This window comes from Streptomyces sp. NPDC087787 (genome assembly GCF_044743035.1).
Taxonomy (GTDB): Bacteria; Actinomycetota; Actinomycetes; order Streptomycetales; family Streptomycetaceae; genus Streptomyces.
The window spans coordinates 124,542-137,662 of sequence record NZ_JBIUVQ010000006.1 but is presented as its reverse complement, the minus strand read 5'-3'; the positions used below and the strand labels follow the sequence as shown (position 1 = coordinate 137,662).

Here is a 13,121-nt window from a genome sequence, read left to right as displayed (position 1 = left end):
AAGGGGGATGGCATGTACGGCATGAGGGGGGCCCTCTCGTGTGCCCGTGCGGCGGGGGTCCGGGCGTCCGTGGCGGTGCTGGGGGCGGCACTGCTGGCCGCCGGGTGCACCTCCGGGGGCGATGACAAGGACGACGGCGCCGCGATCACCCAACAGCCCAAGGAGGCCGACCCGTTCTGGGTCAACCCGGACAGCGGCGCGGCCCGTCAGGTCGCCGCCTACCTCAAGTCCGGGAAGAAGGCCGAGGCCGAGCAGATCCGGAAGATCGCCGGGCAGCCGACCGGCGAGTGGATCGGCCCGGAGAACCCCGAGCCGGAGGCCCGCGGTTTCACCGAGGCCGCCGACAAGGCGGGCCGCACCGCGCTGCTCGTCCTCTACAACATCCCGCACCGCGACTGCGGCCAGTACTCGCAGGGCGGCGCCGCCGACGGGGACGCCTACCGCGCCTGGGTGGACGGCGTGGCCCGTGGCATCGGCGACCGCCCGGCCACGGTGGTCCTGGAGCCGGACGCCCTGCTGCACCTGGTGGACGGCTGCACCCCGGAGGAGTTCCAGGACGAGCGCTACGACCTGCTCAAGGGCGCGGTCGAACGGCTCAAGTCCCTGAAGAACACCAAGGTGTACGTGGACGCGGGCAACGCGGGCTGGGGCCACCCGGACCAGATCTTCGAACCGCTGCGCCGCGCGGGCGTGGACCGGGCCGACGGCTTCGCGGTCAACGTCTCCAACTTCTACTCCACCCGGGACTCCCTCGCCTACGGCAGGCAGTTGTCCGCCAAACTCGGCGGCAGGCACTTCGTCGTCGACACCAGCCGCAACGGCAACGGCCCCTACGACGGCGGGGATCCGGGCGAACGCTGGTGCAACCCGCCGGGGCGTGCCCTCGGCGAGACGCCCACGACCAGCACGGCCGACCCGCTCGCCGACGCGTATCTGTGGGTCAAGCGGCCCGGCGAGTCCGACGGCACCTGCAAGGGCGGCCCGAAGGCGGGGGACTGGTGGTCCGACTACGCGCTGAAGCTGGCGAGGGCCAGCGGGTAGATCCGACGGGATCCGACGGGGCGATGCCCCAGGCACTCGACGGGCGCGTAGGCATCTGGCCCTGCGCCTGAACGCGACGACCCCTCAACCGCAGGGATGGCCGAAAAATGATCTTGCCGCCGGGCGTGATGATCTTGAATTATTCCCACAGCCATGTCATGCGCATGCCTATTACAACACCTCCTGCTGATGCGGGTGGGCCTGACCGTCTGCTGACCCTGAGGTGAGCGGGTCGGCTGCGCACACAGACGCTACGTCTCGCGCGGATGGCCCGCTGCCTGTCTGCTCTGCCCTCCCGGAGCCGCGCTCCCCAATCCCGGGTCGTTCATGCTGCACCGAAGTATCAAGTTCGTCCACGCCGCTGTGCTGGTGTTCTCCGCCGTACTCGCCTTTCTGTTCATCCGAGACCTCGACGGGCGCTGGGCCATGGGGCATTCAGCCGTAGTATGGGTGACCGATTCGAACGGTGCGACCAGCGGTGCGGACGTCACCCGCGTGTTGACGGAGTTCGCCGATTCCCACAGGGCGACGATCGCCCGTGAGACCCCCGATCTCAAGGCGCCGTACAGTCGTCGACACCTCTATCTCGCCGCCGGCGGGCCCCGCTCCGACTGGCTGCGCGATGGCTATCCCGCGTTCGACCGCGACTACGGCACCGATGTGCACCCCGTCGCCGAACTCGGCAATCGTGATCCCCGCGGCTACTACTACGTCTTCGGACCGGACCAGGCTGCCGGCGAACTCGTCCAGGTCCTGACGGGCCTCGGATTCGAGGCCGCGGTCTACCACCCCTACTCCATCGAGCAGTTGACTCCGGTATACAGCGGCAGCGCTCTTCTCCACTCCTTCTTCATCGTCGCCCTGGCCGCCGTGACGATGACAGGTGCCGGAGTCATGCTCAGTGCCAAGACCTACGGAGTCCAACGGCTGCAGGGCAGAGGCTTCGGGCGGATACTCCTGCGGGACCTTCGTCAGCTGGCCGTCTTCTGGATGGCCGCCCTCTTGGCCGTGACCGCCCTGGTCCTCCTGCTGCTGGCCTTGTACAACGGGCTGGCCTGGATCGGGACCTTCGCTCTCGTCGCCCTGGGGTTCGCCGCCGGGCTGGGCCTCGTCGCCCTGGCGACCCACGCGATCGTCCTCCAGCTGACCTTCCGGACCGAGCTGCTGCGCGCCCTCAAGGGTGAACTGCCCACACGCACCGCTTCGGTGAGCACCTACCTCGTACGGATTCCCGCCCTGCTGCTCGCGGTGGGTATCACCGGTGACGTCGTCCTGGCGGGCCAGAACATCATGGCCCGTGAATCAAGCATCGAGACCTACCGCCGGATCGGGGACACGACAGCGCTCGCCCTCAACGGCAGTGTCGCAAGCGAGAACGGCTTGAACGAGCTCACCGAGCAGGTGGGGGGGCTGGCTGCGCCAGGCGGACAAGGACGGACGGATTCTTGTCGTCGGACACCGGCATTTCCGGAATTCGGGCAACCGGGATGCACTCCCTGACCGTGATCTTCTTCTGGTCAACGAGTCCTACCTCGCCGCGCAGCCGGTCCTCGACCCGGGCGGTCGACGTCTGCCCGGGACAACAGCCGACCACACCCGGATTCGGCTGCTCGTGCCCGAGGGTCTGAGCCGGTACACCGACCGGCTCGCCGCCATGGTCCCGGAGACGTTGAATCCGAGAGAACCGGACAAGGTCCCCGGCAAGCGGGTATCCGCTCTGAAGATCAAGAACGGTCAACGTTTCTTCACCTACAATCCCCGAGGCCGGCTGCAGAGCAGGACCAACCCCGATGCGGACGAGTCCTTCGTACAAGACCCGGTTCTCATCGTCATTCCCGACGGGTCCCCCTACATGAGCGACCGCGGGTACATGTCCTATGCCTCCCAGCAGAGTCTCGTCTTCAAGGACCCGGACGATGTCACAGCCGGAATCGCGAAGCACCATCTGGAGACATACGTCACCGGCATGAGCCCGGTCGGCCAGAACGCCGCCCTCAACCTCCGCGACCTGGTCGCCGACTTCAGGCTTCAGCTCTTCAACCTGGCGGTGGCGATATCGGTCCTGCTCATTACCGGCGTCGGAGCGTGCGTCGTCCACGCCCGAAAGAACGCACAGAACATCTTTGCCCGGCACATCAGCGGCTGGCGGTTCACCGCCACCCACCGCTCCCTCCTGGCCTTGGAGGGTGTCCTGGCCGCCCTTCTCGCTGTCTGGATGCCGTTCCAGATCTGGCGGGAGAACCAGCAGAACCTGGAGCGTGCGGCCATGCGAGCGGCGCGGCCCACTGCCCCCATCGAGATCACCGGCCTCGGCCTCGCCGCCAATGCCCTACTCGTCGCCGTCGAGGTCACGGCGGTTGTCGTGGCACTGGCGGTCTTCCATCGCCGGATCGTCAAGGAAGGAGCGGCAGAGGCATGACGCCAAACCGTTCTCCCGGAGCCAGCGCATGATCAAGATCGAAAACCTCGGCAAGTCCTACGGCCCCCGCACTCTCTGGTCCGGCCTCGACTTCACCGTCCGGCGCGGTCAGTTGCTTGCGCTGGTCGGCCCGAGTGGCTCCGGCAAGTCGACTCTGCTCAATTGCTTCGGGCTTCTCGACAGCCCCAGTTCGGGAGCGATCCGCCACGAGGGCAAGGACATCACGGGCTTCGGCCCGGGCGCCGCCCGGCGGTACCGGCGCGACGTCCTCGGCTACCTCTTCCAGAACTACGCCCTGATCGAGAACGCGACTGTCGCCGCCAACCTCGAAGTGGCCATGAAGCCGCGCAGGAAGCGGGAGAACTCCCCAACGGTCGCCGACGCCCTCGAACGTGTCGGGCTGGACGGCCGCGAGAAGGAGCAGGTCCACAGGCTCAGCGGCGGTGAACAGCAGCGCGTTGCGCTGGCCCGCCTCATCGTCAAACAACCGGCCCTCGTGCTGGCCGACGAACCCACCGGCGCGCTCGACCACGACAACACCGCCCTCGTGGTGGACATTCTCCGCACGATGAGCGATGACGGCTGCGCCGTGGTCATCGCCACGCACAACGACATTGTCCGAGACCGCTGCGACACCGTACTGACTGTCGGAAGCATGACGGAACCGGAACCCGTCAAGAATAAGGAGCACGCATGAAGATCCGTCTCGCCTGGGCTGTCCCGCTCGGAATAGTCGTCCTTGCCGCCGTCGCGGTCTTCGCCGTCTACGGCACACACGCGTTCACCATCGCCGGGCGGATCGCAGAGATGGTCTTCTGACGGTACAGGGCCCGGGTGCGCGTGTGGCGGCGAGGTGATCCAGGGCCCGCAGCCCTGTGCCCACCCCCGGATCCCGGGGTGGGCACGGGGTCTTCCGCCGCCCACCCCGGTTGGTTCAGGCATTCAGGAACGTGCCGCAGTCTCCGTGCCACTCCACCTGTGGGGCTGTGACCAGCACCAAGTCACAGCCCCACACACGTGTCCAAGCTACGGGACCTTCACCCACTGCGCCTCGCTGGGCGTCCCCTGGTCGTCGTCGGCGAACAGCATGTACCACCCCGACTGCACCAGGTTCCGGCCCTTCGGCACCGTCACCGTGATCTTGTCGCCGGACGTGGTGTAGTCCAGCGCGATCGAGCGCTGGTCGACGTCCGTCACGTGCGTGGAGGCACTCGGGCGGATCAGCCGGACCTTCTTGACCGTCCCGGCGTGCTGCGAGGTGAACGTGCCGGAGGCGCCCCGCGCGATGGTCTGCGGGCCGCCCGACAGTGAGGGCCGAGCGTCCCGGTACAGATACGGCGGCGTGTAGATCTCGACGCGCTGCTCGAACGTGCCGGGCTTGGTGTTGGCCCTGTCGCCGTAGAGCGAGTCGGAGCCGAAGAACAGCACCCGGCCGTCCGGCAGCAGGATCGAGCCGGCGTGGTAGTTGCGGCCCACCAGCGGGTCGGCGACCCGCTTGAAGGTACTGGTCGCCGGGTCGTAGAGCCGGGCCTGGAGGATGTTGGAGTCGCCCCGGCCCCGGTAGTCCTCCGAGCCGCCCGAGACCAGGACGGAGTCGTCGGGCAGGATCGACGTCTGCGGGTAGCGGGTGCCCTTCTCCAGCGCCGGGCCGTCCGTGAAGCGCGGGTTCTTCGACTTCAGGTCGATGATCCGGGTCTTCCGGCTGGCCAGCTCGGACTCGCCCACCCCGCCGCCGCCGATCACCATGAACCGCTCGTCCTGCGCGGGCGGCAGCAGCACCGTGCCGGAGGTCTCCATCATCCGCGCGTCGCTCAGACCGGGCAGCTTGGTGAACTCGTTGCTGTCCACGTCCCAGACGCCCGGGTCGCGGCCCACGTCGGCCGGACCGTACCCCGCGTTGGAGCCGGAGTAGAACAGCTTGCCGTTCCGCAGCAGGAACAGCGCCGGGTAGGTCGGGAACTGGCGGACCTTCGGCGTGTACGTCCACTTCCTGGTCCCGGGGTCGAAGACCTCGTTCTTGCCCGGGACCAGCTGGCCGATGTCGTCCAGGCCGGAGACGCTGAGGATCCTCCCGTCGCTCAGGGTGGCGAGCGTCGGGTACCAGCGGGCCTCGTTCATCGGGTCGACCTTGATGTACTTCTCGGCGACCGGGTCGAACTCGTAGGCGTCCCGGATCCCCTGAAAGTCCTTCTTGTCCAGGGCGAGCTTCTCCGCGATGCCGTAGGTGTTGCGCTCGTCGTCGCCGGACAGCCCCTGGATCCGGTAGTTGTCCTGGCTGCCCGTCTCGTACCGGGCGCCGCTCTTCTGCGCCTCGACGTAGATGCGGCCCAGGCCCGGGGTGTTGCCCAGGAACCGGCCGGCCTTGTCGAAGTTCTTCTTGGCGCGCGGCACCAGCACCGGGTCCTTGGAGACGAACGTCCTGCCGTTCTCCTTCCCGGTGAACGTCGTGCCCGCGGGCAGCGTGATCGGCTTGTCCGGGTTCTCGTTGTGGACGATCATCAAGCCGCCGGCCTTGGTGACGTCGCCCTGGAGCTTCTCGTAGCGCTTGGTGCCGCCGGCGATCAGGATGTTGCCGTCGGCGAGCTGGGTGTGGCCCGTGCAGAACAGGTCCTCGGGCGTGGGCACCTTCTTGATCGTGCCCTTGACCGGGTCCCAGATCCGGGTGTCGAACCGCCGGGCGTCGAAGTTCTTCTTGTTGTTGCCCGAACCCGCGACCATCAGCACCTTGCCGGTGTGCAGCAGCACGGCGTGGATGGTGTTCTGCCGGTACTCCTCGGGGAACTCGACGATCTCCCAGTGGCCGTTCTCGGCCTTGTACTCCGGCTTGTTGATCTTGTACTCGTGATAGCGCTCCGTGCCGAAGCGGTAGAGCCACGGCCCGTTCATCCCGGCCAGAGCGACTACCACCACCGCGCCGATCCCGAGCCGTCGGGCGCGCCGGAGGCCGGCCTGGTCCTTCATTCCTTACGTCCCCCCAGTCCACCGAGGGCGATCTCCATGGTGTGCTCGCCCGTCGCCGCGTCCTTTCCGGCCCAACTCGGCCCCTGCCTGCCCGCGTTGCCCGGTCCCTGGCCCGGCGGTACCTCCGCCGCCGGGACCGGCGTCCCCTGGGCCGGTGTGTGCGCCCGGTCCGGGTGCGCCGGGACCGCGGCCGGCGGACGGGGCGCGGCGGACGCGGTCGCCTGCCGGCGCCGCTCCTGCCGCAGGGTCCACCGCCAGGCGAAGATCGGTGCGGCGGTGACGAGCATGGCGAAGACTGCCCAGGTGACCATCGCCGGGTGGGAGTGCCCGAGGGCGAAGCCCGCGACGAGCGAGCCGCCGAAGACCAGGATGAAGAACCAGTGGATGCGGAACGTCCCGAACAGGGTGTCGGGGCTCGCCGACTCGCCCTTCGGGGTCACCACGAACTTGCTCTTGCGGCGCAGCGCGGCGTCCATCAGCGAGCGGGCGTAGATCGGCGCCGACAGCGCCGACATCACCATGCCGGCCACTCCGCCGGAGCCCTCCGGCTCGTGCGGTGAGACGTTGTGGCGCCGGTTCCAGACGTACAGGCCGATCTGGAGCGCGGAGGCGTTGCCGTACAGCATCAGCCACACGGTCGGGTCGATGTTCACGCCCGAGGCGCCGAGGCCCAGGAACAGCGCGCAGCTCAGCGCCGCCAGGATCCAGTTGAGGGCGGACATCGGATAGAAGATGATCATCATGGTGTAGTTGAAGAGCCTGCCCGCGGGCAGGGTGCCGAAGCCCTTCCAGTACTGCTTGAGGATCGTCTCGTAGGTGCCCCGTGACCAGCGCAGCTGCTGGGTGAAGAAGTCGGTCCAGGCGTTCGGGCCCTCGCCGACCGCGAGCACGTCCGGGGTGTACACCGACTTCCACTTGCGGCCGGTCGCCGGGTTCTTGGCGCGGTGCATCTCGAAGCCGGTGGCCATGTCCTCGGTGATCGAGTCGTACAGTCCGCCGATCTGCTTGAGCGCCTTGATCCGCACGGCGTTCGAGGTGCCGACGAACATGGGCGCGCCGTAGCGGTTGCCGGCCCGCTGGATCAGCGCGTGGAACAGGAACTGCTGCGACTCGGCGGCCTTGGTGACGAACGTGTCGTAGTTGCCGTAGACCTGCGGGCCGATCACGAAGCCGACGTCCGGGTCGCGGAAGTAGCCCAGCATCCGCTCCAGGTAGTTGGGCAGCGGCACGTGGTCGGTGTCGACGGAGGCGAAGAAGTCGTACTCGTCGCCGTGCGCCTGGAGCCAGGCGTTGTAGTTGCCGTGCTTGGTCTTGGCGCGGTGCGGGCCCTTGGCCTGGTTCCAGCGCTCGACGCCCTTGCGGCTGAAGTGGTGCACGCCCAGGCGCGCGCAGACCTCCTTCACCTCCGGGTCGTCGCCCTCGTCGAGCAGCCAGATGTGCAGCAGGCCCCGGTGGCGCAGCAGCACGGCGGCCTCCAGGGTCCTGGTCACCATCTCCAGCGGTTCCTTGCCGGGCACGAAGGAGGTCAGGAACGCGACCCGCGTGCCGCTCTGCGGCACCACCGGGACCGGGTCGCGGGCGACCAGAGTGGCGTGCGCGTTGGACAGCACGTTCATGCAGCGGAAGAACTCGATCAGGCCGATCGAGACCAGCATCACCATGTCGAGCGCCGGCAGGAAGTCGTAGGCCGGGTAGTCGCGTACGGTCCAGTGCGTGGGCTGGAGCAGCCAGGCCAGCAGGACCAGCGACAGCAGCGGCGCGGCGGCGAGCATCAGCGCGACCCGGATGCGGTGCGGCTCCTGCGAGATCAGCGAGCGGTACTGCACCGTGTACGGCTTGTCCGGGTCGGGCTCGGTGAGAGGGCCGGCGAGCCGGCTGTAGTGCTCGTAGTCGTACTTCGGCAGGGACTTCTTGATTCTGCGGAAGGTCCCCGTGGTGCCGGTGCGGTGTCCCGGCACTCTCAGCCGGGTCGTCTCAGAAGGATCGGATTCGTGCCGGGCGCCCGTCGGCGTCGACGTCATGACTCATCCCCCCACACGCATGCGAGCGCGTGTTCGTCGGTTCCTTCGCCCGTTCGAGGCCCCCCTCGGCCCGTGACGGACGTGTGCGTGCCGGCCGCGGATCACCTGGTCGTCGGTCCCACCCCGGAGACACGGCGTCGCGGCCCACCGGTTGTCCGGCCGCCCCGTGGCAGCCGTCGGCGCGCGGGAGTCACGGCTCACCGCGCCGCCGGACAACCGGCTCCTACAACCCCCCAACACCCCCCAACATCCCTCGCACCCCCCAAGTGCCGCCAAAGAGGCGGCAGTTCGACATCCAGGGTTCTACGGTGCTCAGCATGATCGCAAGACGCGAAACTCGGAGTTTACCGGCCATACGCGCGCATTGCGGGAAGAACGTGCATCGAGGGGGTTCGGGTCGCCAAAACGCGAAGGCGAGCCCGGTCCTGAGGGACCGTGCTCGCCTTCGTCGTGGTGCGCCGCCAGGGACTCGAACCCCGGACCCGCTGATTAAGAGTCAGCTGCTCTAACCAACTGAGCTAGCGGCGCCTGCTGACGTCGTTCACTTTACATGACCTGCGGGGGCCTCCCGACCACCCGTGCCCGGCCGCCCATGCCCGGCCGCCAGGGGGGGCGAGCCGCCCTGTACATCATTCGGACCGTCAATGTTCGCGCCCGGTGGACAGTTGTGGCAATGATCAACGTGCACAGATCCGGACATACACCTATGAAGTGTGAGGAAGATCGCATGAGGTCTCCGGTGTTCGAGGACATCGACCCCGCGGGCGACTGCGACTGCCCCCGGTGCGTGCCCGGACGCGGCCTCTTCCGCTCCCCGGCCGCCCGCACCCCGGCCCGTCCGGCCGCCGCGCACCGGGCGCTGGTCGTGGCGGCCGTCACCGCCGCGGCCCTCGGCGCGGGCCAGGCGGTACCGGCGGCGGCAGCCATCCACAGCGCGGGCCGGACGCCCGGCCTGCGGGCCGACCAGTCCCGGGGCGGCGACTCCGGGACCCCGCAGGGCGGCGTGAGCGCGCTGTTCGGGCCGGACGGGACGGACCGGCCGGTCAAGGAGGAGGAGCCGCTCGCGATCGGCGCCACCACCCGGTCGCTGATCGTCGGCCGGGCCAAGAAGTGGCTGGACGCGCGGGTGCCGTACGACATGAGCCGCTTCTGGCGCGACGGATACCGCCAGGACTGCTCGGGCTACGTCTCGATGGCCTGGAACCTGCCGCGCAACGAGTGGACGGGCAGTCTCGGCAAGTACGCGGTGCGGATCACCAAGGACCAGCTCCAGCCCGGCGACATCCTGCTCTTCCACAACCCCGCCAACCCCCAGAAGGGCTCGCACGTGGTGCTCTTCGGCGGCTGGAAGGACCCGCGGCACATCTCGTACCTCGCCTATGAGCAGGTGCCGCCGCACACCCGCCGCATCACCACCCCGTACGCCTACTGGACCAACTCCAAGCGGTACGTCCCCTACCGCTACAAGGGCCTGACCCGGGACCTGGCCGCCCCCGCCGCGCCCCCGCCCGCGCCGTACCCGGGAGCGGCGTACTTCGGTCCCGGCGCCGACAACCCGCATGTCGCCCGCCTCGGCCGGATGCTCGCCGCCCGCGGCGGCGCCTCCTACTACGCCAAGGGGCCCGGCTCGCGCTGGTCGGAGGCGGACCGGCGGGCCACCCGGGCCTTCCAGCGGGCCCAGGGCTGGACCGGGGCGGCCGCGGACGGGCTGCCGGGGCCCGGCACGTGGCGGCTGCTGGTGACCGGGAAGGGCAAGGACATCAAGGCCGCGGCCCCCGCCTCGCACGGGGTGCCCGCCTATCCGGGACGGGAGATGTTCCGGCCCGGCGCCGAGAACCGCCACGTCACCGAGCTGGGCCGGCAGCTCGTGCGGAAGGGGTACGGCCGGTTCTACCGGAACGGGCCGGGGCCGCGCTGGTCGGACGCGGACCGGCGGGCCGTCGAGGCCTTCCAGCGCGCCCTGGGGTGGCGGGGCGGCGCGGCGGACGGCCTGCCGGGGCCGGACACCTGGCGCCGGCTCTTCGCATGACCGCGGTCCCCGCGGGGCCGCCGACCCACCGTACGAACGTCTGAACCATCTGGCGCGGAGGCTGGAGGCAGGTATGAGTACGACCACGTCCCCCACACCCGAATCCGAGGGGCGCGAGGCGACGATGGCGCCGGACGGCCGGGCGGGCCGCTGTGTCCCCCGGCTCATCCAGAACGAGTCGACCACCGAGATCCCCGTCCATCTGCTGTTCCGCGACGAACCCGGTCCGGCCCCGCTGCCGGCCAGGCCCACGGTGGTGGGCAGCAGGAAGGGCACGGGCGAGCAGCCGCGGCTGGGGCGCGGGCGCCGGGTGCCCGCGCCGGCCCGCCCGGTGCCGGAGGTGGACCCCGAACTGGCGGAGCACCCGGCGCGCGTGCTGCCCGGCGCGGCCGGGGTGCTGGCCGGGGCCTGCGGGGCGGCGGGCTGTGTGCTCACCTCGTGGTGGGCCGGCGTCCTGCCGGACGTCGCGGCGCAGGCGCTGCGGCTGCCGGAGCCGGCGGGCGCCGGACTCGGCGGACCGCAGTGGGCCGCGTACGCCGGGGCGGGAGCGCTCGCCCTGTTCGGCTTCGGCGGACTGGCCCGGGGCGGGACCGGGCGGGCCTGGGTGCTCGGCCTGTTCGGCCGCTACCGGGGGACCGTCCGGCGCACCGGGCTGCTGTGGCTCAATCCGCTGATGCCGCGCCGCCCGATCGACGTCAGGCTGCGGCACTGGCGCAGCGAGCCGATGCCGGCCGCCGATCCGGGCGGGGTCGCGTTGCGGGTGGTGGTGCTGGTGGTGTGGCGGGTGCGGGACACCGCGCGGGCCACACTCGCGATCGACGACCACGAGACGTATCTGCGCGAGTGCGTCGAGGCGGCGCTGGCCCGGGTGCCGGTGGACCCGCCGGGTGCCGCGCGGGGCGGGGCGGCCCCCGCGGACACGCTGACCCGGCTGGTGGCGCGAGAGGTGGCGCCGGTCGGTCTCGAGGTGTTCTCGGTGCGGCCGGTCCGCGTCGAGTACGCGCCCGAGGTCGCCGCCGCCATGCACCGGCGCAGCGTCGCCGCACTGGACGCGCGGCACCGGGCGACCATGCTCACTTCGGTGGTGGACTCGGTGGAGGACACGGTGACCCGGCTGACCACGCGGGGTCTTGTCGATCTCGACGACTACGAACGCAAGCTGCTGGTACGGGACTTGACGGTGGCGTTCTGCGCGGGAGGCCGGGAACCGGGGTCGTGACGGGCGCGGGGGAGGTCCCACCTTTGGTATGGACATGTTCAAGTAACGGCAATAGCCTGAACTTGGTCTAGACCTGCACAGCTCACTGAACCTCCCCCACGTCTCCAGGAGCGGCAGTATGCGCACCAAGGCCAAGATCTCCGCAGCCGTGCTCGGCATCGCGACCGCCGGAGCCTTCGTGCTCTCCACCGGCGGCGCGAGCAGCCACGGCTACACCGACCTGCCCATCAGCCGGCAGAAGCTCTGCAACAACGGGACCGTCGCCAACTGCGGCGACATCCAGTGGGAGCCGCAGAGCGTCGAGGGGCCCAAGGGCTTCCCGGCCTCCGGGGCGTCCGACGGGCAGCTCTGCTCCGGGAACAACACCCGGTTCAGCCAGCTCGACAGCCCCAAGACCCCCTCGGGCGGCGCCTGGCCGACCACCAAGGTCAACGGCGGCCAGAGCTACACCTTCCGCTGGCAGTTCACGGCCATGCACGCCACGACGGACTTCAAGTACTACGTGACCAAGCAGGGCTGGAACCAGAACCACGCCCTGACCCGCGCCGACCTGAACACCACCCCGTTCCTGACGGTGCCCTACAACGGACAGCGCCCGCCGTCCACCCTCAGCCACAGCGGCAACCTGCCCAGCGGGCTGAGCGGCCACCACGTCATCCTCGCGGTCTGGACGATCGCCGACACGGGCAACGCGTTCTACGCCTGCTCCGACGTCACGTTCTGAGCGCGGATCTGAGCATTCCCTGAGCCGCCGGGCCGGCCGGCGTGGGTAGATTCCCCCCACGCCGGCCGATCGCGGCGGCACCGGAGTTCGGGGGATGTCATGGAAGCGTTGTTCTACGTCGTGCCGCTGCTCATGATCGGCGCCGCGGTCTTCATGCTGACCAGGGTCCTCCGCCGGGCCCGGGAGGTGCGCGGCGCCTGGGGCAGCGGGCTCACGGCCGAGGCGCGGTGTCTGCGGACGTACACCACGGCCGGCGGCGGGGAGAGCATGGTGAGCACGACGCTGCACCACGTCTATGAGTTCACCACGCGTGACGGCCGCAGCGTCCGCTTCGAGGAGAGCAACGGACCCGCGACGGTCGTCGAGGGCGACATCGTCACCGTGCACTACGTGGCGGAGCGGCCGGAGCGGGCGACGGCCCACGCCCCGGCGCACGGGAAGCTCGCGGCGGAGTCGGGCTGCCTGCTGGCTTTCCTGGGCGTGTTCATCACCGGCTGCGTGATCTTCATGGTCGTCGTCCACGCGTCCTTCTCGGCGGTGGACGGCTTCCTGCCGTAAACACACGAAAAGGGCCCCTCGTGATCACGAGGGGCCCTTCATCCGTGCGCCGCCAGGGACTCGAACCCCGGACCCGCTGATTAAGAGTCAGCTGCTCTAACCAACTGAGCTAGCGGCGCATGACTCCCGCCGTCCGCTTCCCGCGGCCG

General features: G+C 69.7%; 11 protein-coding genes and 2 tRNA genes. 9 read left to right on the top strand and 4 right to left on the bottom strand.

Features of this window, described 5'->3' with window-relative positions; genetic code table 11:
• Window positions 1-12 precede the first annotated feature (12 nt).
• From ACIOWN_RS12090 to ACIOWN_RS12070, 5 genes are all read left to right on the top strand, one after another.
• A complete protein-coding gene (locus ACIOWN_RS12090) occupies window positions 13-1,041 on the top strand; it encodes a glycoside hydrolase family 6 protein (RefSeq protein WP_401981875.1) in 1,029 nt (342 codons plus the stop codon).
• A gap of 327 nt (window positions 1,042-1,368) precedes the next feature.
• Window positions 1,369-2,541, top strand: a complete 1,173-nt coding sequence (locus tag ACIOWN_RS12085; protein WP_401981873.1) for a hypothetical protein — start codon at window positions 1,369-1,371, stop codon at window positions 2,539-2,541.
• A gap of 154 nt (window positions 2,542-2,695) precedes the next feature.
• Window positions 2,696-3,460, top strand: coding sequence for a hypothetical protein (locus tag ACIOWN_RS12080; protein WP_401981870.1), 765 nt, complete (start codon window positions 2,696-2,698; stop codon window positions 3,458-3,460).
• Window positions 3,461-3,488: 28 nt separating this feature from the next.
• Window positions 3,489-4,157: an ABC transporter ATP-binding protein gene (locus tag ACIOWN_RS12075; RefSeq protein WP_401981868.1), complete on the top strand. Its 669-nt coding sequence runs from the start codon at window positions 3,489-3,491 to the stop codon at window positions 4,155-4,157.
• Window positions 4,154-4,279 (top strand): hypothetical protein, encoded by a 126-nt coding sequence (locus ACIOWN_RS12070; protein WP_362348041.1) that lies wholly within the window; start codon window positions 4,154-4,156, stop codon window positions 4,277-4,279. Before ACIOWN_RS12075 ends, ACIOWN_RS12070 begins: the two co-directional genes overlap by 4 nt.
• A gap of 207 nt (window positions 4,280-4,486) precedes the next feature.
• Here ACIOWN_RS12070 and ACIOWN_RS12065 read toward each other — a convergent pair whose 3' ends face one another.
• From ACIOWN_RS12065 to ACIOWN_RS12055, 3 genes are all read right to left on the bottom strand, one after another.
• Window positions 4,487-6,421: a kelch motif-containing protein gene (locus ACIOWN_RS12065; RefSeq protein WP_362348040.1), complete on the bottom strand. Its 1,935-nt coding sequence runs from the start codon at window positions 6,419-6,421 to the stop codon at window positions 4,487-4,489.
• A complete protein-coding gene (locus ACIOWN_RS12060; protein WP_401981865.1) occupies window positions 6,418-8,442 on the bottom strand; it encodes a glycosyltransferase family 2 protein in 2,025 nt (674 codons plus the stop codon). The genes ACIOWN_RS12065 and ACIOWN_RS12060 overlap by 4 nt, the downstream gene beginning before the upstream one ends.
• Window positions 8,443-8,893: 451 nt before the next feature.
• Window positions 8,894-8,970 (bottom strand) — tRNA-Lys (locus ACIOWN_RS12055).
• Between the two features lie 199 nt (window positions 8,971-9,169).
• Between ACIOWN_RS12055 and ACIOWN_RS12050 the strand changes: the two genes are divergently transcribed.
• The 4 genes from ACIOWN_RS12050 (at window position 9,170) to ACIOWN_RS12035 (ending at window position 12,972) form a co-directional block, all read left to right on the top strand.
• Window positions 9,170-10,471 carry a peptidoglycan-binding protein gene (locus ACIOWN_RS12050; RefSeq protein WP_401981863.1) on the top strand — a complete coding sequence of 434 codons (1,302 nt, stop codon included), beginning with the start codon at window positions 9,170-9,172 and terminating at the stop codon, window positions 10,469-10,471.
• Window positions 10,472-10,544: 73 nt separating this feature from the next.
• Entirely contained in the window at window positions 10,545-11,690 is a 1,146-nt protein-coding gene (locus ACIOWN_RS12045; protein ID WP_401981861.1) for an SPFH domain-containing protein, read from the top strand.
• A 118-nt stretch (window positions 11,691-11,808) separates the two neighbouring features.
• A complete protein-coding gene (locus ACIOWN_RS12040) occupies window positions 11,809-12,414 on the top strand; it encodes a lytic polysaccharide monooxygenase (protein ID WP_100569240.1) in 606 nt (201 codons plus the stop codon).
• A 99-nt stretch (window positions 12,415-12,513) separates the two neighbouring features.
• The gene (locus ACIOWN_RS12035; protein ID WP_401981859.1) at window positions 12,514-12,972 is read left to right on the top strand and encodes a DUF3592 domain-containing protein; all 459 of its coding nucleotides are present in this window, start codon (window positions 12,514-12,516) and stop codon (window positions 12,970-12,972) included.
• A 45-nt stretch (window positions 12,973-13,017) separates the two neighbouring features.
• Here ACIOWN_RS12035 and ACIOWN_RS12030 read toward each other — a convergent pair.
• A tRNA-Lys gene (locus tag ACIOWN_RS12030) sits at window positions 13,018-13,091 on the bottom strand.
• Window positions 13,092-13,121: the final 30 nt, after the last annotated feature.

What these genes read in the sequence shown, in the direction of transcription:
- ACIOWN_RS12090 (WP_401981875.1), top strand. Translation starts at nt 13, where the DNA reads ATGTACGGCATGAGGGGGGCCCTCTCGTGTGCCCGTGCGGCGGGGGTC.
- ACIOWN_RS12085 (WP_401981873.1), top strand. Translation starts at nt 1,369, where the DNA reads ATGCTGCACCGAAGTATCAAGTTCGTCCACGCCGCTGTGCTGGTGTTC.
- ACIOWN_RS12080 (WP_401981870.1), top strand. Translation starts at nt 2,696, where the DNA reads ATGGTCCCGGAGACGTTGAATCCGAGAGAACCGGACAAGGTCCCCGGC.
- ACIOWN_RS12075 (WP_401981868.1), top strand. Translation starts at nt 3,489, where the DNA reads ATGATCAAGATCGAAAACCTCGGCAAGTCCTACGGCCCCCGCACTCTC.
- ACIOWN_RS12070 (WP_362348041.1), top strand. Translation starts at nt 4,154, where the DNA reads ATGAAGATCCGTCTCGCCTGGGCTGTCCCGCTCGGAATAGTCGTCCTT.
- ACIOWN_RS12065 (WP_362348040.1), bottom strand. Translation starts at nt 6,421, where the DNA reads ATGAAGGACCAGGCCGGCCTCCGGCGCGCCCGACGGCTCGGGATCGGC.
- ACIOWN_RS12060 (WP_401981865.1), bottom strand. Translation starts at nt 8,442, where the DNA reads ATGACGTCGACGCCGACGGGCGCCCGGCACGAATCCGATCCTTCTGAG.
- ACIOWN_RS12050 (WP_401981863.1), top strand. Translation starts at nt 9,170, where the DNA reads ATGAGGTCTCCGGTGTTCGAGGACATCGACCCCGCGGGCGACTGCGAC.
- ACIOWN_RS12045 (WP_401981861.1), top strand. Translation starts at nt 10,545, where the DNA reads ATGAGTACGACCACGTCCCCCACACCCGAATCCGAGGGGCGCGAGGCG.
- ACIOWN_RS12040 (WP_100569240.1), top strand. Translation starts at nt 11,809, where the DNA reads ATGCGCACCAAGGCCAAGATCTCCGCAGCCGTGCTCGGCATCGCGACC.
- ACIOWN_RS12035 (WP_401981859.1), top strand. Translation starts at nt 12,514, where the DNA reads ATGGAAGCGTTGTTCTACGTCGTGCCGCTGCTCATGATCGGCGCCGCG.